This window comes from Roseovarius tibetensis, from assembly GCF_050896375.1.
GTDB lineage: Bacteria > Pseudomonadota > Alphaproteobacteria > Rhodobacterales > Rhodobacteraceae > Roseovarius > Roseovarius tibetensis.
Genome location: NZ_JBPBBB010000001.1, coordinates 248,952 through 273,289, shown reverse-complemented (window position 1 = coordinate 273,289; position 24,338 = coordinate 248,952). Strand labels below are relative to the sequence as shown.

Annotated in this window: 17 protein-coding genes; 9 read left to right on the top strand and 8 right to left on the bottom strand. The window is 67.9% G+C overall.

Annotated features, from left to right (window positions below; genetic code table 11):
• Nucleotides 1-68 precede the first annotated feature (68 nt).
• The 5 genes from ACROSR_RS01360 to ACROSR_RS01340 form a co-directional block, all read right to left on the bottom strand.
• Nucleotides 69-1,661 carry an FMN-binding glutamate synthase family protein gene (locus ACROSR_RS01360; protein ID WP_432681955.1) on the bottom strand — a complete coding sequence of 531 codons (1,593 nt, stop codon included), beginning with the start codon at nt 1,659-1,661 and terminating at the stop codon, nt 69-71.
• A gap of 100 nt (nt 1,662-1,761) precedes the next feature.
• Nucleotides 1,762-6,540: a translocation/assembly module TamB domain-containing protein gene (locus ACROSR_RS01355; protein ID WP_432681954.1), complete on the bottom strand. Its 4,779-nt coding sequence runs from the start codon at nt 6,538-6,540 to the stop codon at nt 1,762-1,764.
• A complete protein-coding gene (locus tag ACROSR_RS01350; RefSeq protein ID WP_432681953.1) occupies nt 6,540-8,345 on the bottom strand; it encodes an autotransporter assembly complex protein TamA in 1,806 nt (601 codons plus the stop codon). Before ACROSR_RS01350 ends, ACROSR_RS01355 begins: the two co-directional genes overlap by 1 nt.
• Before the next feature lie 101 nt (nt 8,346-8,446).
• Nucleotides 8,447-11,539, bottom strand: a complete 3,093-nt coding sequence (locus ACROSR_RS01345) for an efflux RND transporter permease subunit (protein ID WP_432681952.1) — start codon at nt 11,537-11,539, stop codon at nt 8,447-8,449.
• On the bottom strand, nt 11,536-12,642 hold the full coding sequence (locus ACROSR_RS01340) for an efflux RND transporter periplasmic adaptor subunit (RefSeq protein WP_432681951.1): 1,107 nt from the start codon (nt 12,640-12,642) through the stop codon (nt 11,536-11,538). The genes ACROSR_RS01345 and ACROSR_RS01340 overlap by 4 nt, the downstream gene beginning before the upstream one ends.
• A gap of 143 nt (nt 12,643-12,785) precedes the next feature.
• Between ACROSR_RS01340 and ACROSR_RS01335 the strand changes: the two genes are divergently transcribed.
• From ACROSR_RS01335 to ACROSR_RS01320, 4 genes are read left to right on the top strand one after another with little or no spacing between them, the layout of a single operon-like run.
• On the top strand, nt 12,786-13,649 hold the full coding sequence (locus tag ACROSR_RS01335; RefSeq protein ID WP_432681950.1) for an FAD binding domain-containing protein: 864 nt from the start codon (nt 12,786-12,788) through the stop codon (nt 13,647-13,649).
• Nucleotides 13,646-14,125, top strand: a complete 480-nt coding sequence (locus ACROSR_RS01330; protein WP_432681949.1) for a (2Fe-2S)-binding protein — start codon at nt 13,646-13,648, stop codon at nt 14,123-14,125. Before ACROSR_RS01335 ends, ACROSR_RS01330 begins: the two co-directional genes overlap by 4 nt.
• Nucleotides 14,125-16,374 carry a xanthine dehydrogenase family protein molybdopterin-binding subunit gene (locus tag ACROSR_RS01325; RefSeq protein WP_432681948.1) on the top strand — a complete coding sequence of 750 codons (2,250 nt, stop codon included), beginning with the start codon at nt 14,125-14,127 and terminating at the stop codon, nt 16,372-16,374. Before ACROSR_RS01330 ends, ACROSR_RS01325 begins: the two co-directional genes overlap by 1 nt.
• On the top strand, nt 16,374-16,619 hold the full coding sequence (locus ACROSR_RS01320) for a MoaD/ThiS family protein (RefSeq protein ID WP_432681947.1): 246 nt from the start codon (nt 16,374-16,376) through the stop codon (nt 16,617-16,619). The genes ACROSR_RS01325 and ACROSR_RS01320 overlap by 1 nt, the downstream gene beginning before the upstream one ends.
• A 105-nt stretch (nt 16,620-16,724) precedes the next feature.
• On the opposite strand, the gene ACROSR_RS01315 is transcribed toward ACROSR_RS01320, so the two are convergent.
• Nucleotides 16,725-17,681, bottom strand: coding sequence for a radical SAM protein (locus ACROSR_RS01315; RefSeq protein ID WP_432681946.1), 957 nt, complete (start codon nt 17,679-17,681; stop codon nt 16,725-16,727).
• A gap of 161 nt (nt 17,682-17,842) precedes the next feature.
• Here ACROSR_RS01315 and zwf point away from each other — a divergent pair, with 161 nt between their 5' ends.
• From zwf to pgi, 3 genes are read left to right on the top strand one after another with little or no spacing between them, the layout of a single operon-like run.
• Nucleotides 17,843-19,294, top strand: coding sequence for a glucose-6-phosphate dehydrogenase (gene zwf, locus ACROSR_RS01310; RefSeq protein ID WP_432681945.1), 1,452 nt, complete (start codon nt 17,843-17,845; stop codon nt 19,292-19,294).
• A complete protein-coding gene (gene pgl / locus ACROSR_RS01305) occupies nt 19,291-19,989 on the top strand; it encodes a 6-phosphogluconolactonase (RefSeq protein ID WP_432681944.1) in 699 nt (232 codons plus the stop codon). The genes zwf and pgl overlap by 4 nt, the downstream gene beginning before the upstream one ends.
• 5 nt (nt 19,990-19,994) lie before the next feature.
• Nucleotides 19,995-21,572 carry a glucose-6-phosphate isomerase gene (gene pgi / locus ACROSR_RS01300; protein ID WP_432682059.1) on the top strand — a complete coding sequence of 526 codons (1,578 nt, stop codon included), beginning with the start codon at nt 19,995-19,997 and terminating at the stop codon, nt 21,570-21,572.
• Between the two features lie 6 nt (nt 21,573-21,578).
• Here pgi and ACROSR_RS01295 read toward each other — a convergent pair whose 3' ends face one another.
• Together ACROSR_RS01295 and ACROSR_RS01290 are read right to left on the bottom strand one after the other, a co-directional pair.
• A complete protein-coding gene (locus tag ACROSR_RS01295; protein ID WP_432681943.1) occupies nt 21,579-21,803 on the bottom strand; it encodes a hypothetical protein in 225 nt (74 codons plus the stop codon).
• An 11-nt stretch (nt 21,804-21,814) separates the two neighbouring features.
• On the bottom strand, nt 21,815-22,492 hold the full coding sequence (locus tag ACROSR_RS01290) for an SDR family oxidoreductase (protein ID WP_432681942.1): 678 nt from the start codon (nt 22,490-22,492) through the stop codon (nt 21,815-21,817).
• Nucleotides 22,493-22,684: 192 nt separating this feature from the next.
• On the opposite strand from ACROSR_RS01290, the gene nrdR reads away from it, so the two are divergent.
• Nucleotides 22,685-23,170, top strand: coding sequence for a transcriptional regulator NrdR (nrdR, locus tag ACROSR_RS01285; RefSeq protein ID WP_432681941.1), 486 nt, complete (start codon nt 22,685-22,687; stop codon nt 23,168-23,170).
• Nucleotides 23,167-24,267 (top strand): bifunctional diaminohydroxyphosphoribosylaminopyrimidine deaminase/5-amino-6-(5-phosphoribosylamino)uracil reductase RibD, encoded by a 1,101-nt coding sequence (gene ribD / locus ACROSR_RS01280; RefSeq protein WP_432681940.1) that lies wholly within the window; start codon nt 23,167-23,169, stop codon nt 24,265-24,267. The genes nrdR and ribD overlap by 4 nt, the downstream gene beginning before the upstream one ends.
• Nucleotides 24,268-24,338 lie beyond the last annotated feature (71 nt).

Sequence of the window (24,338 nt, the reverse complement as noted above, 5' to 3'; positions counted from 1 at the left end):
GCGTGTCTGCGGACGGACATGTGATGGCGCCGCGGGGCGTCGCGCCGCCTGAACCGTGACGCTGCGGCTCATGCCACGAAATCAAAGCTGTCCGTGCGTGCGTGATCCCAATATTTTGCAAAGGCGGGGTGCGTGACCTCGCCGTTCAGCAATTCGTCGGGCTTCAGCCAGAGATACTGGCTGGCCGCCGACCGAACCTCACGGCTGTTGACGCGGATCATCAGGTGATGCGGGGTGAAATCCTGCGGGCTGCGCAGGCCGGACGATTCCACCGCTTCTTTCAGCGCGATCATCGTGTTGCAGTGAAAATTCGCGACCCGTCGATACTTGTCCTCGACCGCCAGCGCCTTGTAACGGCCCGGATCCTGGGTGGTCACGCCGGTGGGGCATTTGCCGCTGTGGCAAACCTGCGCTTGGATGCAGCCGACGGCGAACATGAAGCCACGCGCCATGTTGCATCCATCCGCGCCGAGCGCGAACATCCGGCACAGATCGAAGGCGCTGATCAGCTTGCCCGACACGATCAGCGTGATCCGGTCCCGCAATCCCATGCCGACCAGCGTGTTATGCGCCAGCATCAGGCCCTCGCGGATCGGCGCGCCCTTGTGATCGGCGAATTCGGCGGGGGCGGCGCCCGTGCCGCCTTCGGCCCCGTCGATGGTGATGAAATCGGGGGTGATGCCGGTCTGCCGGAACGCCTTGGCCATCGCGAAGAATTCCCACGGGTGGCCGACGCACAGCTTCAGCCCGACGGGCTTGCCACCCGACAGGTCGCGCAGGCGGGCGATGAAGGCGCACAGCCCCTCGGGTGTCGAGAATTCCGAATGGCCGGGCGGGCTGACGCAATCCTCGCCCACCTCGACGCCGCGCGCCTCGGCGATCGCCTCTGTCACCTTGGCGCCGGGCAGGATGCCGCCATGGCCGGGTTTCGCGCCCTGGCTCAGCTTTATCTCGATCATCTTGACCTGATCATCGGCGGCGGTCGCCGCGAAGCGGTCGGGATCGAACCCGCCCACGGGCGTGCGGCAGTCGAAATACCCCGACCCGACCTGCCAGATCAGGTCGCCGCCATGAATGCGGTGAAACCGCGAGATCGAGCCCTCGCCGGTGGTATGGGCAAACCCGCCGATCTTCGCGCCCCAGTTCAGCGCCTCGATGGCGTTGGGCGACAATGCCCCGTAGGACATCCCCGAGATGTTGAGCGGCGAGCTGTCATACGGCTGCGTGCAATCCGGCCCGCCGATGCGGATACGGAAATCGTGGCTGTCGAGATGCGTAGGCGCCATCGAGTGGTTGATCCATTCATGCCCGATCTCGTTGACATTGCGCAGCGTGCCGAAGGGTCGCAGACCCTCGATCCCCTTGGCCCGACGATACACAAGGGCGCGCTGTTCGCGCGAATAGGGCGTCTCGTCGTGATCGCTTTCAAGGAAATATTGCCGGATCTCGGGGCGGAAATGCTCGAACAGGAACCGCAGCCGCGCCGAGATCGGGTAGTTCCGGAGTACCGCGCGCCGGGTCTGCAGGACATCCGCGATCCCGACCGCCGCGACAAGGCCCGACAATGCCGCCAGAACCCCGCCCCAGAACGGCACCCAGATCGCAAGGATCAGGCCACAGGGCACAAGCCCGATGAACATGAGCAATGGAATGTAACGCAAGCTGTCCCTCCCTCTCGTCCACCTCGCAACTGCCAGTGTGGCAGATCGCGCCACGCCGACGCGAGTCTTTTGTTGGGGCGGATCAAGGCAGGCTGCGCGGTCAGTAATCCTTTTCGAAGAACACCCCGACACCGGCGTCGCCTTCGGTCGAGGTGCTGCCCCTGACGGTAACAGAGTCCGTGAGATCGAGATTGAGGTCGATCTGCTGTTTTCCGGCGCTGTCGGCCGTGACCTCGGTGTAGATGTTGTCCGAGAGATAGGCCCCGGCGCTCACTTGGGTGTCGCCCTCGGCGGTCTGTGTCACGTCGAGATCGGCGAGACCGACGGCGCTGCGCAGCCGGCTGACCACGTCATTGCCGGAATTGCCGGTCAGAGTGGCGACGGCCGACGCCATCTGCGCGGCCTGCAGCGGCGATATCGTGTCGAGGCCGCGCCCGAAGATCAGCCGCGAGACGACCTCTTCCTGCGGCAATTCCGGGGTGGATTCGAACCGGATCTCGGGGTCCGAGGCAAGGCCCTCGACGATGATCCGGATGGTGGTGTCGTCAGACTGCGTGTCGGCGACAAAGCGCAGATAGGGGTCCAGCGAGCCCTGCATCGTCACGCGCCCCTCGCTCAGTGTCAGCCGCTTGCCGAGGATGTCGAACCGACCGCGGATCAACTCGAAGAACCCGTCCGGTGCCACGTTGCGCGTGGTCCCCCCGATCCGCAGCCGTCCGCCCAGTTCGGCATCGAGGCCGCGCCCCCGCACGAAGATCCGGTTCGGTGCGGTAACCGTCACATCAAGCGCATAGGGACGGCGTGGCGGCCCCTGCCGTTCAGCCTCGATCAGGCCGGCCCGTTCGCGGGTCACGCGCGATGCGCGGGATTCGTTGACATGGCGCAGCCCCGGCACGGTGATAGACGCCGAACCGCCCCCGGACGGGATGCGGATATCGGTCTCTGCAAGCGCGATCTGGCCGCCGATCCGCGCGCCGCCGGCAAGCGGGCCGTCAATCGCCACGTCGCCATTGGCGGTGGTCGTGTAGATCCGCTGATCGCTCAGAACCAGCCCGGCGAGGCCGATACGCAACCCGGCGTCGAAGCCTTCGGTCAGGCGGACGGGCCCGGTGATGGTGACACGCCCGCCATCGCGCATCGCGGCGACGAAATCGGTCTGCACGCGGGATTGCCCCAGTGTGGCGGTGCCGCGCAGGTCGTCCACGGCAAGCCCCGATGCGGGCAGGGCGACGGTGGTGCCCTCTGTCGTGACCGTGCCCGAGACGGATGACAGCGCGGGGGCGCCCGTCACCCGCAGATCGTATTGTGCCGTGCCGTTGAGCGCGCGCGGCTGGATGAACCCGTTGATCAGCGCCAGCGGCAGGCGGCCCGCCGCCGCAAGGTCAAGCGTCTGGCCGTGGTCGGCGACGTTGCCCGACAGGGTGGCGGTGGTGCCGCCGGGGCCGGTCGCGTCGAGGTCAAGAACGACGCGCCGCGCCTTGGGGCCTTGCAGCGTGACCGTGCCGTTGGCGGTGAGCGGCCCCGAGAACTGCGGTGCGAACAGCCCCAGATTGGCGAGCCGGGCATCGATGCGGACCGGCCCGCCCGCGCCGTCGCCGCGGGCCTCAAGCCGCAGTTGCGGGGTTTCAAGGTTGATGTTGGTGATCTCGACCCGCTGGGGCGTGCGGCCGGCCTCGGCCGCGAGCGACACGCGACCGCCGAGCAGCTGATCGACCTGCGCGATGCCGGTGACAAGGTTCCGGCCCTCGACAGAGGTGGTGACCGAAAACGCGTTGGCGCCGTCGCGGGCGTCCCCGGTCAGTGACAGGTCGACGCTGCCGCGCAGGCGGTCCTGCCCGCTGATCGCGGCAAAGCGTGACAGGTCGGCGACGCTGGCGGTGATGTCGCCGGAGGCCGACAGCGCCTCTGGGTCGGGCTGCACCGTGCCGGTGACGTCCAGCGTGGCCCCCATCACCCGCGCCGCGAGTCCGGTGGCGGTGATGCGGCCATCCGCGGCGCGGGCGATGGTGCCGGCCGCGTCCGCCGGGCCATCAAGGCGCGGATCGATCACCGAAAGCTCTGGCAGGCTGGCGTCGAAGGTCATCTCGCCGCTTTGCTCGGCCAACACACCCGCACCCGACGCGGTCAGGGTGACGGCATCGTAATTCAGGCGCAGATCGCGCAGCATGGTCTCGCGCCCGTCATGTGCGGCATCGACGCGCAGCGTGCCGCGCCCGGCGATCAGCCCGTCCAACTGGTCGATGCCGGTGACGACGCCGTCGGTTGTGGCGTCCACCGTGCCGTCGAAACTGCCCGGCTCGGCCCCGTCGCGCGCCATGATCCGGGCGTCGATGCGCCCGTCGAGCGGCCGCCCGACGATCCCGGCAAAGCGCGACAGATCGGCGACGCGGGCGGTGATGTCGCCCGCGGCCGACAGCGCCTCGGGGTCGGGCTGGACCGTGCCATCGGCGGTGATTTCCGCGCCCATCAGGCTGGCTGCGAGCCCGGTGGCGGTGATCTCGCCATTCTTGGCGCGCGCAAGCGTGCCTGCGCCCTGGGCGGGCCCATCGAGGCGCGGATCGATCACCGAAAGATCGGGCACGCTGGCGTCGAAGGTCAGCTCGCCCGTCTGCTCGGCGATCACGCCCGCGCCGGAGGCGGTCAGGGTGACGGCGTCGTAATTCAGGCGCAACTCGCGCAGCGTGGTTTCGCGCCCGTCATGCGCGGCATTGACGCGCAGGCTGCCATTGCCGGCGACAAGCCCGTCGAGCTGGTCGATCCCCGTCGCCAACCCGTCGGTCGCGGCGTCGAGCGTCACGTCGAAATGCTGCGTCTCGATCACGCCTTCGCCCGCTATCGCCGCGTCGATCCGGCCCGTGAGGGGCTGCCCGGTGATTGCTGCAAAGCGTGCGAGGTCGCCCACCCGCGCCTCGATCCGGCCCGAGGCGGGCATCCCCGCGGCCTCGGGCGACAGTGTGGCGGTGCCGGTGATGCGCGCACCCATGGCCTCGGCCACGAGTTCGGACAGGGTGACATCGCCGCCCGCCGTCCAGTCGACCTGCGCCCGGGTCCGGACAGGGCCGTCGAGACGGCTGTCGGCACGGGACAGATCGTCAAGCGCCGCCGACAGGTTGAGCGCCCCGCGCTCGCTGTTGATCGTGCCATCGGCGCGGGCATCGAGATGGGCGTTGTCCAGACGGAAGCGATCGACCGTGATGCCGGTCGTGTCGCGCCGGGCGGCGAGTGACAGCGTTGCAGGGGCTGCGATCAGCGGATCGACCTGTTCGATCCCGACCGCGAGTCCGTCGGTCTCGGCATCGAGGGTAAGGTCGAAATCACCGCCCAGAAGGCTGCCGGAGCCGTCCAGCGTGGCCTTTGCCGCGCCCGCAAGGTCCTGACCCGAGATCGCGGCGAAGCGCGCGAGATCGGGCGCGTCGAGCGTCGCGATGCCGGAGACGGGAAAGCCGTCGGCCAGCGTCTCGATCTGGCCATCGGCGGTCAGCGTGGCGGCGCCCGAATCCACGCGCAGGGCGCGCAGCAGAAGCGGCGTCCCTTTGGACCAGTCCAGTGTCGCGACCCCCGTCAGCGCGCTGCCCGCAGCCTCGGCCAGCGCCGGGTCGGCGATATCAAGGCCCGCGACATCGAATTCCGTCACCGCGGTCACGCCGCGCGGGTCGGAGCGCCGCAAGGTGCCCCGGCCCGACAGCGTGGCGCTGTCAAGCCGCAGATCAGGTTGCGACAGATCGGTGAGGGCAATGTCGGCGGTCCAGCGGTCATCGGTCGCGGAGTCGTAATTGGCGGCCAGCGTGGCCCGTTCGAGTGTCACAGGCGGGCCCGCGACGGGCAGGCGCACGGGCACCGTGCCGTCACCTATATTGCCGGTGAAATCGAAGCGGACCGGCCAACCCTCTGCGTCAAGCGCGATCGTGCCGTCGAGGTCGAGCTGCGCCGCGGCAAGGCGCAGCGTGTCGATCTCCAGCGCGCCGTCGGGGCCGCGCAGGCCCGCCACGATAAGTGCGGTATCACCGCCGAAGAACGCGCGAAAGTCCTCCTCCATCAGCGGGGTGAGATCGCCGTCGAGATTGGCCTCGAACGCCGTGCCGCCCGCGTCGGTCCCCGCGAGCGCCACGCGACCGGTCAGCCGGTCGGTCCCGTCCGTGCCGAGGGACAGATCGGCCGTGTAATCGCTGAGCGGACCCTCGCCCTGCACATTCAGCGCGATGGCGGGGCTGTCGGGCAGGTTCAGAAGCGTCGCCGCGATCCCGCCCGACGCCTCGTCGAGCGTCAGGTCAAGCGCGAGCACCCGGGTTTCGTTGTCGAAGCCCGCATCGAGCGTGATTTCGCCGCGCCCGTCCAGCCGGGTGACCTCGATCTCGGCGCTGCCTTCGCCGCCGCCGAGGCTGAGGCCGCCGAACAGGCTGAGCGCGACCTCTTCGCCCAGGATCGGCGCGCCGAGGGTCAGGGTGTCCGCCGATACCTCGCCGATGTTGATCGATACGGGCAGTTCGGGCAGCGAGAAGGGCGTGGCCTCGGCATCCTCCGGCGTGACGGGCGCCTCGCTTTCGGGCAGGCGCGACAGGGTGATCTCGGCGGCGGTCAGGCTATTGACCTGGACCTGGCCGCGCAGCAGCGCGGTCCGCGTCCAGTCGAGCGCGACGTCGCGCAGTTCCAGCCAGATGCCCTGCTCGTCGGCGATGGTCAGCGTGTCAAGCGTGGCCCGCGACGACAGCGCCCCGGCAAAGCCGGAGATGCGCACCTCGCGTCCGGCGCCGGACAGGTTGTCTTCGATCAGCGATTGCAGATAGCCGCGACCGTCCTCGTCCTGCGCGTGGCCGGGCGTGGCCCCGAAGGTTAGGGCGAGGGCCGAAAGACAAAGAAGCCGTGTCAGAAGAAATCGCATCAAAACGCCTGCCCAATCCCGATATAAAGTTCGTATGCCGTGCCCGCATCATCGTCGAGCGGGGTGGCCAGATCCACGCGGATCGGTCCCACCGCGGTGAAGTACCGCGCGCCGAACCCCGCGCCGCTGTGCCAGTCGCCGGACCCGCCGCCGAACGGGTCCTCGCCGATATAGCCGGTGTCGGCAAAGGCGACGGCCTGGATGGTGTCGGTCACCATGCCGCGCAGCTCGCCGGACAAGCCCATGAAGGATCGCCCGCCAATGGTGCCCCCCGATGCCAGATCGATGCCGAGCGACTGGTAGCTCTGGCCGCGCACCGTGCCGGCCCCACCGGAATAGAACAGCGTGTCGGCGGGCACGTCGCGCACGCTGGCGCCGGCGACCGTTCCCAGTTGCGCGCGCCCCGCGAGGGTGATCCGCTCGGAGTCGCCGAAGGTCAGGTAGTCGCGCAGATCGGCATAAAGGCGTGCGCCCGACGCACTTTCGTCAAGCCGCAGGAAGGGGGTCACCGACAGGTCGATGAACGGCCCGTCCTTGGGGTTGAGCTGATCGTCCCTGGTGTCCCAGGTGGCGCTGATCGGGACCAGCAGGTGCTGCAATTCGCGTTGTCCCAGGTCGTCCGTGATCTCCGAGAAGCGGTAGGTCAGGCCCGCCTCGGCGCGCAATTCGTCATTGAAGCGATGCGTGAGACCGCCGCCGATTTCCGCCTTGCGCTCGCGGTAGTCGGGTTCGTTGTTTTCCTCGATATTGGCAAGCAGGAACGCGCTGGTTCGCGGGGTGAACGTCGCGGGCCGGTCGATGCGCGCCCCGAGGCGGTAATCCTCGCCGCCCGAATCGCCGCCGATGCCGCCGATCATCGCATCGATGCGCAGCCGTTCGGCCCCGCCCAGCAGATTGCGGTGCAGCCAGAACCCCGACAGCGTGACACCTTCCAGAGACGACAGTTCCGCACCGGCCCCGATGCGGCGGGGCTTGGCGTCTGTGACGCGGGTCTCGATATCGAGGGTGCCATCGGGATTGGGCGTATCGGCCTCGGTCATCACCACCGAGCGGAAGGCGCCAGTGCGGCGCAGACGGTTGGCCGCGTCCGCCTGTTCGGCGGGGGAATAGATTCCACCGTGGCGCACACCGGCGATCGCGCGAATGCGGCTTTCGCGGACCGCGCTGGGGCTGCCGTCGTCAAGCAGGACGAGATCGCCGAAGCGCAGGCGCGGGCCGGGATCGACCGTCACCTCGGCCGACAGCCGGTTGCGGGCATGATCCGCGACGATGTCCTGTCCGGCGACGCTGGCCTTGGCATGGCCTTGCTCGCGCCAGGCGTCGATGCCTGTGCGGGTGGCGCGGGTGATCAGGCCGCCCTTGGCGAGTTCGCCGATCGCGAAGTCCTCCGGCAGGTCGGTGCCGGGCGGCAGCGGGGCGATGCTGGCGCGATCGAAGAAAAAGCCCGCGCCGCGTGTCACGATGATGTCGATGCGGTCGATCTGCTCGGGCGCTTGCAGCGGCCCGATCGAGGCGGCCTCCTGCCCGTTGACGCGGATCGTGACCTCGCCGCCGTAGTAGCCTTCGGCGTAGAGGACGCCGACCATGCGCGCGTAATCCGATTGCGCCGCGGCCAGCAGATCCGGCGCGGTATAATCGCCACCTCTGGCGGTGCCGATCACGAGCGATGCGTCCTGCAGCAGGGTTTCGAACCTTTCGGACGCGCCGGGGGCCGCGAAGCCCACTTCGAGCGCCGCCGCGGGCAGTCCGCCCCATCCGAGCGCGACCGCCGCAAGCGCCGCACGAGCCAAATTCGGTGTCTTCACGTGTTCAGATCTCCAGCCAGTCTGCATCTTTTATTGCATCACCCGATACGGATTTCCAGAGCAGGCAGACCCCGGCCCGTCGCCGGCCCGAACAGGTCTCGTCATTCGGCAGGGTGAGGCGTACCGCCCAGTTCGCTTTCGAGCCTTTTCTCCATCGCGCTGCGCGGGCGGGTGAACCGGGCGAGCAGGTCGAACAGGATCGGCGTGACGAACATCATGAGCACCGTGGCAAGGCTGAGCCCGGCGATGATGACGGTGCCGACGGCGATCCGGCTTTCGGCGCCCGCGCCGGTGGCCAGCACCAGCGGCAGCGCGCCCAGCACCGTCGAGATCGCGGTCATCATGATCGGGCGCAGGCGCAGCACCGACGCCTCGATCACCGCGTCGCGCACGGTCATGCCCTCGTCGCGCAGCTGGTTGGCGAATTCCACGATCAGGATGCCGTTCTTCGAGATCAGGCCAATCAGCAGGATTATGCCGATCTGGCTATAGACGTTGAGCGACAGGCCGCCGATCGCCATCGCGTAGATCGCCCCCGCCACGCCGATGGGCACGGTCAGCATGATCACCACCGGGTGCAGGAAGCTTTCGAACTGCGCGGCCAGCACGAGGTAGACGATCAGCAACGCCAGCAGGAAGATCACGCCCATCCCGCCCGAGGTGTCCTTGTAGGTGGCCGATTGCCCGTCAAAGCCCAGCTTGGCCTCGGGCGGCAGGATGTCGGCGGCGATCGCCTCGAGCTGTTCGAGGACCTCGCCCAGTTCCGCATCCGGCCCGAGCGCGCCCGACAACTGGATCGAGGGCAGCCGGTCGAAGCGGCGCAGCGAGGGGGTCGCGGCGTTCTCGTCCAGTGTCACCAATGCGCCGAGAGGAACCAGCGTTTCGCCGTCGCCCGCGCGGATGAAGATGTTCTCGATATCGGTGGGGGTGCGGCGGTCCTCGTCCTCGGCCTGTACCAGCACGGGGTACTCGCGTCCGCGGCTGACAAAGGTCGTGACCTCGCGCGAGGCCAGCATGGTCTGCAGCGTGGTCGCGATCACCTCGGCCGAGATGCCCAGATCGTCGGCGCGTTCGCGGTCGATCCGGATGTCGAGCTGGGGCAGGTTTTCCTCGAAGTTGATCTCGGGGTTGACCAGCCCCTCGACGTTCTCGGCGCGGGCCAGGAACTCGGTCGCCCAGTCTTCGACGCTGTCGAAATCGGGTCCGCCGATCACGACCCGCACCGGGGTGGAGTTGCCGCGCAGACCCAGCCCCGCAGGGGTGACCGGAAAGCCACGCGCGATGGTGACGCGGCCCATCTGGGGCGCGATCTCGGCGGTGACGTCCGAGATCGGGCGGTCGCGTTCCTCCCATGGGGCGAGGCGAAAGACCACGAAGGACCGCCACGCGCGCCCGCCCCAGCCGGTGAAGGTAAAGACCGTCTCGATTTCGCCCGAATCGACCATCGGTTGCAGGATCTCCTCGACCTGTCTTGCGGCCAGGTCGGAATGCGGCACGGTGGACCCTTGGGGGGCCGTCAGCGGCACGAAGCCGACGCCGCGATCCTCGCGCGGGGCAAGCTCTCGCGGCAGCGTGTTGTAGAACAGCGCCGCGCCGGCGGTGATCGCCAGCGCCACGGGCAGCACCACCAGCGGCATGGCGATGGCGCGGGTCAGCGTCGCGCGATAGGCGCGCTGGATCAACGGCGGGCGGGCCGGGGCATCGTCGGCGCGTGGCGCACGCGCGCTGAGCACCTTGGAGGCCAGCGCAGGGCAGGTGGTCAGCGCCACGAGCGTCGAGATCGCGACGGTGCCGGCCATGACCCAGCCGAACTCGACAAACAGGCGCCCGACCTGACCGGGCATGAACGAAAGCGGCACGAAGACCGCGATCAGCGTCAGCGAGGTGGCGATCACGGCAAACGTCACCTGCCGCGCGCCACGTACCGACGCCACCAGCGGCGTCTCGCCCTCTTCGATCCGGCGCTGGATGTTTTCCAGCACCACGATGGCGTCATCGACCACCAGCCCGATGGCCAGCAGAAGCGCCAGCAGCGTCAGCGTATTCAGCGAGAACCCCCACAGCCCGATCAGCAGGAAACTGCCGATCAGTGCGACGGGAATGGTGATCGCCGGGACCAGCGTCGCGCGCAAGCTGCGCAGGAAGACCACGATCACCGTGATCACCAGCCCCAGCGAGATGCAGAGCGCGATCAGCACCTCGCGGATCGACGCGCCCACGAACAGCGCGTCATCCGAACCGACGACGATGTTCATGCCCTCGGGCAGGGTCGGCGTCAGCGCGGCGATCTCGGCGCGCACGGCGTTCGAGATCTCCAGCGTGTTCGACTGGCTCTGGCGCAGGATCCACATGCCCACGGCATCCTTGCCGTTGGTGCGCACCACGGTGTTCTCGTCGGCCACGCCGGGCACCACGCGGGCCACGTCGCGCAGCCGCACCGGGTAGCCCGCCACCCGGTCGAGCACGATGTCGCGGAAATCCTCGACGCTGGCCAGCCGGCTGTTGAGGCGCACCGAAAGCTGGCGGTTATAGGATTCGACCTCGCCGGCGGGCAATTCGATGTTGTTGCGCCGGAGCGCCGCCTCGACATCCGACACGGTGAGATTGCGCGCCGCGAGCGCGCGCCGGTCGATCCAGATGCGCACCGCGAAGGGGCGTTCGCCCACCATGTTGACATTGGCCACCCCGTCGAGCGTGGCGATGCGGTCGACGATCAGGCGGTCGACGTAATCGGTGATCTCGGCGGTGCTCATCCGGTCGGAGGTGACGGCGATGCGCATCACCGGGTCGGCATCGGCGTCGGATTTGACCACCTCGGGCTGATCGGCCTCTTCGGGCAGGTCGCCGCGCACCCGGCCCACGGCGTCGCGCACGTCGTTGGCGGCGACGTCGATATCGACGCTGGTCTCGAACTCGATTGTGACGCGCGACCGGCCCTGGCGGCTTTCAGAGCTGATCGTGCGGATGCCGGCGATGGTGGCCACCGCGCCCTCGATCGTTTCGGTCAGGTCGGTGTCGATCACGTCGGGTGCGGCGCCGCGATAGGTGGTGGTCACGGTCACCACCGCGTTGTCGACATCGGGCAGTTCGCGCACCGGCAGGTCGCGCAGCGCGGCCAGCCCGAAAATCACGATCAGCAGGCTGCCCACGGCGGCCAGCACGGGGCGGCGCACGCAAAGTTCCGAGAGCGTCATGACGGCTGATCCGCGCGCGCGGCGGACGCGGTTGCGGCATCCCCGGTGTCCAGGATGGTCAGCGGCGTGCCGTCCCGCACCCGTTGCAGACCGCGCACGACGACCTCTTCGCCCTCGTCCAGCCCCGAAAGCACGGCGATGCGGCCGTCTCGGCGCTGACCGGTCTCGACCGTACGGCGGCGCGCGGTGCCCCCGTCATCGACAAAGACATACGTCTCTGCCGCCTGAAAGACGATCGCCTCTTCGGGTACGGTGATGCGCTCCTGTTCGGACAGCACCAGCGTCAGCGACAGGAACATGCCGGCGGGCAGCGTGCTGTCGGGGTTGGGGATCACGGCGCGGGTGCGAAAGGCGCGGCTGACCGGGTCGATCCGGCTGTCGACGGCGGTGACGGTGCCACGGAACCGACGGTCCGGAAAGGCCGCGCTGCGTGCCGTCGCGGTCTGGCCGCGGCGCACCTGCGAGAACACTGTCTCGGGCAGCGAGAACTCGACCTCGACCTCGGTCAGATCGTCAAGCCGTGTCAGCACCTGACCGTCCGACACACGCGCGCCGACGTCGTAATTGGTCAGCCCGACGACGCCTGCAAAGGGGGCGGTGATGGCGCGATCCTCCAGCCGGCGGCGGGCGCGTTCCATGTCGGCCTGCGCCTCGGCCAGTCGGGCGGTGGCATCTTCCAGCGCCGCCTGAGACACCGCGTTGGACCGGCTGAGCTGGCGGATTCGGTCGAGCGTCTGACGCTGTTCGGTCAGCACCGCCTCGGCCTCGGACAGATCGGCGCGCTGGATGCTGTCATCGAGCCGTGCAAGCACAGCGCCGGCCGCGACGGGCGTGCCGGGGGTGATCGTCAGCTCTACCAGGCGGCCGTTCGCCTCGGGCACGATATCGACGGATTTGACCGCGCGCGTCGTTCCCACGGCCTCGACCGTGTCGCGCATGGTGCGCGTTTCGGCGCGGGACACCTCGACTGTCACCGGGCGCGGGCCGCCCGCGTCGGGCTGGGCCACGGTGTCGGGGGCGAATTGGGTCTGGTACGTCACGTATCCACCGTAGGCCAGACCGCCAAGCACACACAGAATGATCAGCTGTTTGAGGATCGACATCGAGGAGCGGCCTTTTGAGGAACACGTGAGTTGGTTTGAACAGTCTTTATGCGGTATTCAATAACACAGCATTTGTGCTAGGCGGAAACAAAGGCAACTTTTCGTGACACCGGGTCGCGAAACATGCAGAAAGGACACCCCGAATGCGATACGAGGCACCAACACGCGAAGAGGATGCGGTCGCCTTGCTGGCGGGCCAGACCGGCGCGCATGTGCTGGCGGGCGGCACCGACCTTCTGGTCAAGCTGCGGTCCGAGATGGTCGAGCCAGGGATGATCGTCGATATCAAGCGCATCGACGGGATGCGCGACATCACCCCCGAGGCGGGTGGATGGCGCATCGGCGCCGGTGTCTCGGGTGCCGAGATGGGCGAGCATGCGGGGCTGGTTGCCGACTGGCCCGGTGTGGTCGAGGCGGCCGGGCTTATCGGTTCGACCCAGATCCAGGGGCGTGCGACGATCGCGGGCAACCTGTGCAACGCCTCGCCGGCCGCCGATTCGGTGCCGGCAATGGTCGCCGCGAATGCCGTGGCGCGGATCATCGGACCTAAGGGCACGCGTGACCTGCCGGTGATCGACGTGCCGCAGGGACCGGGCAAGACCGCGCTCGATCCGGGCGAATTCGTCGCCTCGGTGTTCCTGCCGCCGCGCGTGGCGCGGTCGGGCGACTGTTACCTGCGTTTCATCCCGCGCAGCGAAATGGATATCGCGGTGGTGGGTTGCGGTCTGTGGCTTGCGCTTGACGACGCGGGCAAGGTGACTGCGGCGCGCGTGGCGCTGGGCGCGGTTGGGCCCAAGGTGATGCTTGTCGATGCGGCTGCCGAGACGATCACCGGCCGGGTGCTTGACGACGCGGCGCTGGCCGATCTGGCCGCGGCCTGTTCCGCTGCCGCGACACCGATGGATGACAAACGCGGCACGGTCGATTTCCGCCGCCACGTGTCGGGCGTTCTGGCCCGTCGCGCGGCCGAAATCGCCGCCAAACGCGCAAAAGGAGAGACGGCATGAGCCAGATACATGTGACGACGAGCATTAACGGCGACGCGACAGAGTTCCTGTGCGAACCCGACGAGACCCTGATGGACGTGCTGCGCGACCGGCTGGGCCTGACGGGGACCAAGGAGGGCTGCGGCACCGGCGATTGCGGGGCCTGTTCGGTGGCCGTGGATGGCCGCGTGGTCTGTTCGTGCCTGATGCTGGGCGCCGAGGCCGAGGGGCGCGACGTGGCCACCATCGAGGGCATCGCGACGGGCGATCAGTTGCATCCGCTGCAGCAGAAATTCATCGAGATGGCGGCCCTGCAATGCGGTATCTGCACGCCGGGCATCCTTGTCGCGGCCAAATCGCTGCTGGAGCGTAACCCCGATCCAAGCGAGGAGGAGGTGCGCTACTGGCTGGCCGGAAACCTCTGCCGCTGCACGGGGTATGACAAGATCATCCGCGCCGTGATGGACACGGCCGCGGACATGCGGAGGGCGTCGTAATGGCACTGGACGACACGAAAAAGACACGGGATTTCAAGGTGATCGGCACGCGGCCCGACCGCCCCGATGGCATCGACAAGGTGACAGGCCGCGCGCGGTTCGGCGCCGACATGGTGCTGCCGGGGATGCTGACGGGCCGCATCCTGCGCTCTCCTCATGCCCATGCACGCATCCGGTCCATCGACACGTCGAAGGCCGAGGCGCTTTCGGGCGTCAAGGCCGTGGTCACCCGCGCCGACTTTGGCGACGTGCCCGAGGACGTGGCCGATATCCTCGACAACTGCATGGCCGGCGAGAAGGCGCTTTACGACGGGCACGCGGTCGCAGCCGTCGCCGCGACGTCGGTGGCGGTGGCCCGGCGTGCGCTCAGGCTGATCGAGGTCGATTACGAGGTGCTGCCGCATGTCACGGATGTGGACGCGGCCATGACCGCCGACGCGCCGGTGTTGCACGAAGGGCGCCAGCAGGAAACCGTGCCCGAGGGCATGTCGCCAAACGTGATCGCACGCTCGGAATTCGGACATGGCGATATCGAGGCGGGGCTGGCGCAGGCCGACCGCGTCGTGACGCGGACCTTCCGGACGGCCGCCACCCATCAGGGATATATCGAACCGCATGCCTGTGTTGCCACGATGGGCACGGACGGGCAGGGTGATCTGTGGGTCTGCACCCAAGGCCATTACATGGTGCGCAACACCTGCGCCGCCATTCTGGGTCTGGAACAGGGCCAGCTGCGCGTCACCGCCAGCGAGATCGGCGGCGGCTTCGGCGGCAAGACGGCCGTGTTCCTCGAACCCGTCGCGCTGATGCTGGCGCGCAAATCGGGGCGCCCCGTGAAGATGGTCATGAGCCGGTCCGAGGTGCTGCGCGCGTCGGGTCCGACCTCGTCCACGTCCATCGACGTGCGCATCGGCATGACCAAGGACGGCCGCATCACCGCCGGGATGGCCGAGCTGCGCTACCAAGGCGGGGCGTGGCCCGGATCGCCCGTGGACATGGGGGCGATGTCGGCCTTCGCGCCCTATGATCTGGAGAACGTCAAGACCGTCGGCTGGGACGTTGTCACCAACCGACCCAAAGCCGCCGCCTACCGCGCGCCCGGCGCCCCGATGGCGGCCTTCGCGGTGGAAAGCGCCATTGACGAACTGGCCAAGGGGTTCGGCCTCGACCCGCTGGAGGTGCGGCTGATGAATGGCGCCGACGAGGGCACGCGCGCGTCTTATGGCCCGACCTACCCGGCCATCGGCCTCAAGGCGACGCTTGAGGCCGCCAAGGCGCATCCGCACTGGTCCGCCCCGCTTGGCGAGAATCAGGGCCGGGGCGTCGCCTGCGGGTTCTGGTTCAACTTCGGTGGCGACACCTGCGTGAGCCTGAATATCACGCCCGACGGCACCGTGACCGTGTCCGAAGGCAACCCCGATATCGGCGGCTCGCGCGCGTCGATGACGATGATGGCCGCCGAGGAACTGGGAATCCCCTACGATCAGGTGCGCACGATCATCGCCGATACCGGGTCGCTGGGCCAGAACGAGGTGACCGATGGCTCCCGCGTGACCTTTGCGGTGGGGCTGGCCACGATCAAGGCAGCTCAGGCCGCCAAGGCCGAAATGTGCCGCCGCGCCGCGATGGTCTGGGGCATCGACGAGGACGCCGTCGACTGGGAGGACGGGGCCGCGCGCCCCGCAGGACCCAATGCCGGGAAATTCCCGCCGATGACGCTGAAGGAGATCGCGGCCATAGCCAGCAATACCGGCGGGCCGATCGCCGGCCATCACGAGGTCAACGCCGAAGGTGCGGGCGTCAGTTTTGCCACGCACATGGTCGATGTCGAGCTGGACCGCGACACGGGATCGACGAAGATCCTGCGCTATACGGTCCTGCAGGACGCCGGCAAGGCCGTGCACCCCTCGTATGTCGAGGGACAGTTTCAGGGCGGTGCCGTGCAGGGTATCGGCTGGGCGCTGAACGAGGAATACGTCTATGGCGAGGACGGGATTCTGCAGAATCCCGGTTTTCTCGATTACCGTATCCCGGTGGCTTCGGATCTGCCGATGATCGACACGGTGATCCTCGAGATCCCCAACCCCGGCCACCCCTACGGCGTGCGCGGTGTGGGCGAGACCTCGATCGTGCCGCCATTGGCGGCGATCGCCAACGCGGTGTCCGAAGCGGCAGGCGTACGTCTGACCGACCTGCCGCTGTCGCCGCCAAAGGTGTTGGCCGCGCTTCAGGGCAAGACCGGCGCCTGATGGTCAAGGTCCTGCTTTGGGGGTCTCTGGCCGACGCGGCCGAGGCCGACCGCGAGGTCGAGGTCGAGGCCGGCACCCTGCGGGAACTCTTGGACGGGCTGGGGGAGAAATTCCCTGGCCTGCGCCTCGAGCTGGAGCGGGGCGTGTCCGTGTCCATCGATGGCAAGGTCTATAACGATGCCTGGTTCACGCCGATCCACGAGGATAGCGAGGTCGTGCTGCTCAAGCGTCTGAAGGGCGGGTAGGGCGCGAACCGTTGCGCCGACCCTTTAATTTCATTTGGCGCTGCGGCCTGCGGCCGCGTATCGCGCCGGGCGTATCCGCCCTAAGCGTCTGTAAAGGCGCGCGCACTACCCGCCAGAACAGCAGGCCCCGCCCAGCACGCAGAACTTGGCGCAATGCGGGTGGTTGAGGGCGACGTCGCGCTCGGCCTCGGCCAGCGTCGTGCCCATCTCGAATTCCGGGGCATAAGGCAGCAGGGTGCAGGACAGCACCGCGGGTCGGTCCGCACCCTTGCGTTTGACGACCATGCGCGACGAGGCGCACATCACGTCGTCGGGCGACTTGCCAAGGATGTCCCAGCAGGCGGTGGTGATCTCGGGTACTTCCTCGTCTTCGTCCATTTCCGGAAACAGGACCGTCGCACCGGGGTCCTGCGCGTCGATCTCGAACCCGTGCTCGGCATAAAGCCTGCCATAGCCCGCGCGGGCCTCTGCCTCGGTCTCGCCCCAGACGGTGCGGCCCGCGACGCTCATCTGGATACCTGTATCGCGCAGCCAGCACATGCCCTCGATCGTGCGGGCGAAGGCGCCGGTGCCGCGTTCGGTGTCGTGAAAGGACGCCTGCCAGTGATCGATCGAGATGCGCAGCATCAGCCGGTCGCGCCAGCGGTCGGCGAGATCGCGCAGCCCGGCCTGCATCGCGGGTCGCATCATCGGGCGCATGGCGTTGGTCAGGATCAGGACAGTGAACCCGGCCTCGAGGGCCGCGCGGGCCATGCCGATCATCTGCGGGTTCATGAACGGCTCGCCCCCGGTGAACGCGATCTCGGTCACCGGCCAGCCGCGGGTCCGGATCTGGTCGAGATAGTCCCGCACCTCGGCCTCGGTGATGTAGACCAGCGCGTCGTTGGTGGGCGACGAGAAGATGTAGCAGTTGCGGCATTCGATATTGCACTGCGTGCCGGTATTGAACCAAAGCGTTTCCGGATGGTTCAGCGCCACGGTCGCGCGCGGGGCGCCGTCCGCGGTGCGCGCCGGGTCGCGGAACTTGCCCTGATTTGCAAGGGTTGTAGGCGTATCTTTCATGCGTCATCCGTTTCGTAGCGGTACGCCGCGACCTCTACCGATCCTGACGCGGCGAGGGAAGACGGCTGACGCCATTGTGAAGCCGTCGCGACATGTTACAGTCTGTCGCACTGGCGCGGCATCCGATCCCCGGATGCGCGCCACGTCAGGGGAGGCAGGACATGGCGTCTCGGGTGATCCCGGTCGATCCGTTCGATCTGGTGATATTCGGCGGCACGGGCGACCTTGCGCGTCGCAAGATCCTGCCGGCGCTCTATCGTCGGTTCAAGGCGGGCCAGATCGAGGGGGATGTCCGCCTGATCGGCGCCGCGCGTACCGACATGGACGCCGACGGCTACCGCAGGATGGTCCGCGACGCGCTGGCCGAAGACGGCGCGCCCGAGGATGACACGACCACGCGCGACGCCTTTCTGGCGATGCTGGATTACGTGACCGTCGATGCCCGCGGAGAGGCGGGCTGGGCCGAACTGGCCGGCAAGATGCGCGCGGGACGCATCCGCGCGTTCTACTTTTCGGTCGGGCCGGCGCTTTTCGGCGCTCTGGCCGAGCGGTTGCACAGGCACGGGCTTGCAGGCTGTGACGCCAGGATCGTCGTGGAAAAGCCGTTCGGACGCGATCTGCTCTCGGCACGGAATCTCAACCGCGGGCTGGCCGCGCATTTCGACGAGACGCAGATCTACCGGATCGATCACTACCTCGGCAAGGAAACGGTGCAGAACCTGATGGCGATCCGGTTCGGCAATGTCCTGTTCGAACCCTTGTGGAACAGCCAGTATGTCGATCACATCCAGATCACCGTGGCCGAGGCCGGGGGCGTCGGCGGCCGGGCCGAGTATTACGATCAGACCGGCGCCATGCGCGACATGGTGCAGAACCACCTGATGCAGCTCTTGTGCCTCATCGCGATGGAGCCGCCCGCGAAATTCGGCCCCGATGCCGTGCGCGACGAAAAGCTGAAGGTCATCCGTGCGCTCGATCCCGTCGCCGATCGCGACGTGGTGCGCGGGCAATATGCCGGGGATGCCGATCGGCCGGGCTATACCGCCGAGATCGGCCAGCCCGACAGCACCACCGAAAGCTTCGTTGCGCTGAAGGCGCATGTCAGCAACTGGCGTTGGGCGGGCACACCTTTTTACCTGCGCACCGGCAAGCGGCTGCGCGACCGCGCCAGCGAGATCGCGGTGGTGTTCAAGGACGCACCGCATTCGATCTTCGGGGCCGAGGCCGGCCGACACCGCAACATCCTGACGATCCGCCTGCAACCCAATGAGGGGATAGAGCTGGGCGTCACCATCAAGGAGCCGGGGCCGGGCGGCATGCGGCTGATCGACGTGCCGCTCGACATGACCTTCGCCGAGGCACTGGGTCCCGAAGAGGCCGATTTCCCCGACGCCTATGAACGCTTGATCATGGATGTGATCCGGGGCAATCAGACATTGTTCATGCGCGGTGACGAGGTCGAGGCGGCCTGGGCCTGGACCGATCCGGTGATCGCGGGCTGGCACCGTTCCGGGGATGCGCCGCTGTCTTATGCGCCGGGCACGGCCGGGCCTGACGCCGCGGCGATGCTGATGGGCCGCGACGGACGTCGCTGGCGGGAGATACGACCATGAAGATCATCGATTACGCGGATTCCGAAATGATGGCGATCAACCTCGCCAACGTGCTGGCCGGAGAGCTGCGCAACGCGCTGGCAGTCGAGGACAGGGTGCTGTTCGTGGTGCCTGGCGGCAGTACGCCGGGGCCGGTCTTCGACGCGCTGTGTGACACGCATCTCGACTGGGATCGGGTGGATGTGCTGCTTTCGGACGAACGCTGGCGCCCCGAGGTGCATGTGCGCTCGAACACCCGGCTGGTGCGTGAACGCCTGCTGACGGGGCGTGCGGCGGCGGCCCGCTATCTACCACTTTATGCCAAGGCCGACGAACCCGAGGCCGTGCTGGCCGAGCTGGAAGCCAATATCGAACCCGCCCTGCCGATCGACATCTGCCTGCTGGGGATGGGGACGGATCTGCACGTTGCGTCGCTTTTTCCGGGGGCCGACCGGCTGGACGAGGCGCTGGACCGACGCGCGCCGATCCTCGTGCCGATGCGCGCCCCGGACGCGCCCGAGCCGCGTGTCACGCTGTCGGCACGGGTGCTGAACGGGGCGATGTCCAAGCATCTGGTCATCACCGGGCAGGCAAAGCGCGACGCGGTGCAGCGGGCGTGGCACATGTCCCCCGACGAGGCGCCGGTCGCCGCCGTGCTCGACGGCATGACGGTGCATTGGGCCCCCGACACGAACGTGCCGGACAGCGCGGCGTGAGCGGCATGTGGCACGAGGTGATGCGCGCGGCCCGCGCCGCGCAGGGGCAGAGCATTTGCGACATGCTGGGCGACGCGGCGCGCGCCGAGGCGTTTTCCGTCCGCGCGGACGGCATGCTGCTGGATTATTCCAAGACCACGCTGGACAGTGACGCGCGCGCGGCGCTTCTGGATTTGGTCGAGGGTGCGGGGCTGACCGACCGCCGCGCGGCGATGTTTGCAGGCGCACCGATCAACGAGACCGAAGGCCGCGCCGTGTTGCATACCGCGCTGCGCAACCTGTCGGGCGGCCCGGTGTTGCAGGACGGGCATGATATCATACCCGGCATCCATGCCACCCGGGCCCGGATGGCGGAATTCGCCCAAGAGGTCCGCGCGGGGCCTGTCACGGATGTCGTCAATATCGGCATCGGCGGCTCGCATCTGGGCCCAGAGATGACGGTGCGGGCGCTGACGCCGTACCATGACGGGCCGCGCTGTCATTTCGTGTCGAACGTGGACGGGGCCGACATCGCCGACACGCTGGCCAGGCTTGACCCTGCAACGACGCTGGTGATCGTCGCCTCGAAGACCTTCACCACCATCGAGACGATGACCAACGCCGCGACCGTGCGTGACTGGATGAGCCGCGCGGGCGTCGATCCGGGGCCGCAATTCGCCGCTGTGTCCTCGGCTACCGAAAAGACCGCCGACTGGGGCATCGACCCGGCCCGCGTCTTCGGTTTCGGTGATTACGTGGGCGGGCGCTATTCGATCTGGGGGCCGATCGGCCTGCCGCTGATGATCGCCATCGGGCCGGAAAGGTTCGAGACGTTCCTGCGCGGCGCCGAGACGATGGACCGGCATTTCCGGGACGCAGCGCCGCATGACAACATGCCGGTGATGCTGGCACTGGTGGGGATATGGCACCATCAGGGCTGCGGCCATGCCACCCGCGCCGTGCTGCCCTACGATCAGCGCCTCGTGCATCTGCCCGCCTACCTGCAACAGCTCGAGATGGAGAGCAACGGCAAGGGCGTGACAATGGCGGGCGCGGCGCTGACCCGGCCTTCGGGGCCGGTGGTCTGGGGCGCGCCGGGCACCAACGGGCAGCACGCCTTTTACCAATTGATCCATCAGGGCACCGCGACCGTGCCATGCGAGTTCATCGTGGCGGCACAGGGTCACGAACCGGACCTGGCGCATCATCACCGGCTGCTGGTGGCCAATTGCCTTGCGCAATCCGAGGCGCTGATGCGCGGAAGAACGATGGACGAGGCGTGCGCGATGATGCGCGCGGAAGGGTTCGAAGGCGCCGAGCTGGAGCGTCAGGCGGCGCACCGGGTGTTTCCCGGCAACCGCCCCTCGGTCACGCTGATCCACGACCGGCTGACACCCTACAGGCTGGGCCAGATCGTGGCGCTGTATGAGCACCGCGTATTCGTCGAGGGGGTAATCCTCGGGATCAACTCGTTCGATCAATGGGGGGTGGAACTGGGCAAGGTGCTGGCCCGCGACATGGCCGACCTGCTGGACGGCGGCGATGCATCGGGCAAGGACGCCTCGACCCGCGCGCTGCTGGGATTCGCGCGCGGGTCCGGGTGATCCCTCTCAGGTCCGGTCGGCCTGGTTGGGATCTTTCGTGGTGCCCGGCACCGCGTCGGGGTCGGGCGTCCCGATTTCGACCGCGTCCGGGGTTTCTGGAACATCCGCGTCCGTGTCAGGCCATGGTTCGACGTCGTTGAGATCGGCCTGATGCGGATCGGCGGTCGATCCCCGTCCGGTCGACGGGTCGGTGGTTTCGATCGACTCTTGGTCTGTCTTCTTGTCTGTCATCGCGTGCCTCCTCAATTGGTGGGCATCAGGAAGATTTCCTCGACAGTGGCCCGCTCGGGCGCGTTGAGGGCGTGCATGACGGCTTCGGCCACGTCCTCGGGCTTGAGCTTTTCGGGCTTGGGGCTGTCGAAGAACGGTGTGTCCACCATGCCCGGCGCGATCACCGTGCACCGCCCGCCCCAGTCGCGCATGTCCGCGGCCATGTTGCCTGCGAGCCCGTGCACGAACCATTTGGACGCGCTGTAGATCGAGCCCTTGATGTGCTTGCGTCCGGCGGCCGAGCCGGTCAGCACAAGGTGGCCCTTGCTTTTCTTCAACGCGTCATAGCTGGCCTTGAGCGTCCAGAGCATGCCCATGACGTTGATCTCCATCATGTCGCGCCATTCGTCCGCGTCGCCCTCTGAAACCCCGGCGGTGTCGAGCCCCCGGCCCGCATTGGCGAACACGGCGTCGAGGCTGCCGAATTTTTCCGTCGTCTTGGCAACCGCGTCGTCGAGATCGGACCTTTGCGTGACATCCCCGGGCAGGGCGAGCGCGGTATCGCCGCCCAATTCGCTGACGAGCGCGTCAAGCTTGTCTTGGCTACGCGCGAACAATGCGACGCGCCAGCCGTCGCGGACGGCGGCGCGGGCGGTCTCGGCCCCGATGCCGGTTGACGCGCCGGTTATGAGAAGGGTCTTGGCTGACATGATGTCTCCTTTTCAGATCTGTTTGACGGTGATCTATGTGCCTGCCCGGCACAATGCAAATCCGGATGCTGTGCGTATCTTGCGGTGTGATTTCCCCCCTACCCAAAACCTTGCGGCTGCCCTATAGTCCATGTGGGTAAATGGGCCGCAGACCCATGACGCCACGTCAAAGACAGGATAGGGGGACAGTCCATGCGCTGCCCGTTTTGCGGAAATATCGACACGCAGGTCAAGGATTCACGCCCCGCCGAGGATCACGTGTCGATCCGGCGCCGGCGCTTCTGCCCGGCATGCGGCGGGCGCTTTACCACCTACGAGCGGGTGCAGCTGCGCGATCTGGTGGTGGTCAAGACCAATGGCCGACGCGAGGATTTCGACCGTGACAAGCTGGAACGCTCGGTTCGCATCGCGCTTCAGAAACGCCCGATAGAGCCCGAGCGCATCGAGCAGATGATTTCCGGCATCGTGCGGCGGCTTGAAAGCATGGGCGAGACGGACATTCCCTCGAAGGTCGTGGGCGAGATCGTCATGGAAAGCCTCGCACGGATCGACACCGTGGCCTATGTCCGCTTTGCCAGCGTCTACAAGAATTTCCAGGAAGCCGACGATTTCGACCGGTTTGTCAGCGAGTTGCGCCCCGGTGACGCGGGCCTGCCGCCCGACGGCCAAGGCGGTTGAGCGGCACGGATACCCGGTTCATGACGATGGCCCTGGCGCTTGGCCGGCGGGGCATGGGGCGTTGCGCGCCCAACCCGTCGGTGGGGTGTGTGATCGTCCGCGCGGGTCGGATCGTTGGGCGCGGCTGGACCGCGCCGGGCGGCCGTCCACATGCCGAGACGCAGGCGCTGGCGCGGGCGGGTGAGGCCGCGAGGGGCGCCACGGCCTATGTCACGCTGGAGCCTTGCGCGCATCACGGGCGCACCCCGCCCTGTGCCGACGCGCTGATCGACGCCGGCATCGCCCGCGTGGTAGCCCCGTTCGAGGACACAGATGCTCGCGTGTCCGGGCGCGGCTTCGCGCGCCTGCGCGCGGGTGGCGTGGCGGTCACAACCGGGGTGATGGTGGATGCGGCGTCGCGCGATCTGGCCGGGTTCCTGATGCGCAACGAGATCGGACGCCCCCGTGTCACGCTGAAACTGGCGGCAAGCCTGGATGGCCGGATCGCCACCGCCAGCGGGCACAGCCAGTGGATCACCGGCCCGCAGGCCCGCCGCATGGTGCATGCAGAGCGCGCCCGCCACGATGCGGTGATGGTCGGCGCCGGCACCGCGCGCGCCGATGACCCCATGCTGACCGTGCGCGACATGGGCGAGCAGCGGCAGCCGGTGCGCGTGGTGGTGTCGCGCCGGCTCGACGTGCCGTTGATGTCGAACCTGGCGCGCAGCGCGGGTGACGTGCCGGTCTGGCTGTGCCACGGCGCCGACGTGGATGACAGCATCGTCGCGGCGTGGCGGGGCGTCGGCGCGCGGCTTTTGCCCTGTGACGTGACGGCGGGACAGGTGGACCCGGCCTCGGTCCTGCAGGTGCTGGGGCGGGCGGGGATCACGCGGGTCTTCTGCGAAGGCGGAGGGTCGCTTGCGGCGGCGCTGCTTGGTGCGGGGCTCGTCGATGAGTTCGTCGGGTTCACCGCCGGTCTCGCCATCGGGGCCGAGGGGCTGCCGGGGATCGGGGCCTTGGGTCTTGCAAGGCTCGACGAGGCGGGACGGTTCACCCTGACCGAGACGCGGGCCGTCGGCGGCGACGTGATGCATCGCTGGCAGCGCGTCTCTGTCTGAACGGTCGGGATCGAGTATTTTCGGAAAGAGGAATGCGGACGGTCGCGTCGCGCCGAAGGCGTTGCGATGCG

Excerpts from the sequence above, each read along its gene's own strand:
- ACROSR_RS01340 (WP_432681951.1), bottom strand. The coding sequence starts at position 12,642 with ATGTCGATCCTCAAACAGCTGATCATTCTGTGTGTGCTTGGCGGTCTG.
- ACROSR_RS01330 (WP_432681949.1), top strand. The coding sequence starts at position 13,646 with ATGAGCCAGATACATGTGACGACGAGCATTAACGGCGACGCGACAGAG.
- ACROSR_RS01290 (WP_432681942.1), bottom strand. The coding sequence starts at position 22,492 with ATGTCAGCCAAGACCCTTCTCATAACCGGCGCGTCAACCGGCATCGGG.
- ACROSR_RS01315 (WP_432681946.1), bottom strand. The coding sequence starts at position 17,681 with ATGAAAGATACGCCTACAACCCTTGCAAATCAGGGCAAGTTCCGCGAC.
- ACROSR_RS01355 (WP_432681954.1), bottom strand. The coding sequence starts at position 6,540 with ATGCGATTTCTTCTGACACGGCTTCTTTGTCTTTCGGCCCTCGCCCTA.
- pgl (WP_432681944.1), top strand. The coding sequence starts at position 19,291 with ATGAAGATCATCGATTACGCGGATTCCGAAATGATGGCGATCAACCTC.
- ACROSR_RS01295 (WP_432681943.1), bottom strand. The coding sequence starts at position 21,803 with ATGACAGACAAGAAGACAGACCAAGAGTCGATCGAAACCACCGACCCG.
- nrdR (WP_432681941.1), top strand. The coding sequence starts at position 22,685 with ATGCGCTGCCCGTTTTGCGGAAATATCGACACGCAGGTCAAGGATTCA.
- ACROSR_RS01335 (WP_432681950.1), top strand. The coding sequence starts at position 12,786 with ATGCGATACGAGGCACCAACACGCGAAGAGGATGCGGTCGCCTTGCTG.
- ACROSR_RS01320 (WP_432681947.1), top strand. The coding sequence starts at position 16,374 with ATGGTCAAGGTCCTGCTTTGGGGGTCTCTGGCCGACGCGGCCGAGGCC.
- ACROSR_RS01345 (WP_432681952.1), bottom strand. The coding sequence starts at position 11,539 with ATGACGCTCTCGGAACTTTGCGTGCGCCGCCCCGTGCTGGCCGCCGTG.
- zwf (WP_432681945.1), top strand. The coding sequence starts at position 17,843 with ATGGCGTCTCGGGTGATCCCGGTCGATCCGTTCGATCTGGTGATATTC.
- pgi (WP_432682059.1), top strand. The coding sequence starts at position 19,995 with ATGTGGCACGAGGTGATGCGCGCGGCCCGCGCCGCGCAGGGGCAGAGC.
- ACROSR_RS01325 (WP_432681948.1), top strand. The coding sequence starts at position 14,125 with ATGGCACTGGACGACACGAAAAAGACACGGGATTTCAAGGTGATCGGC.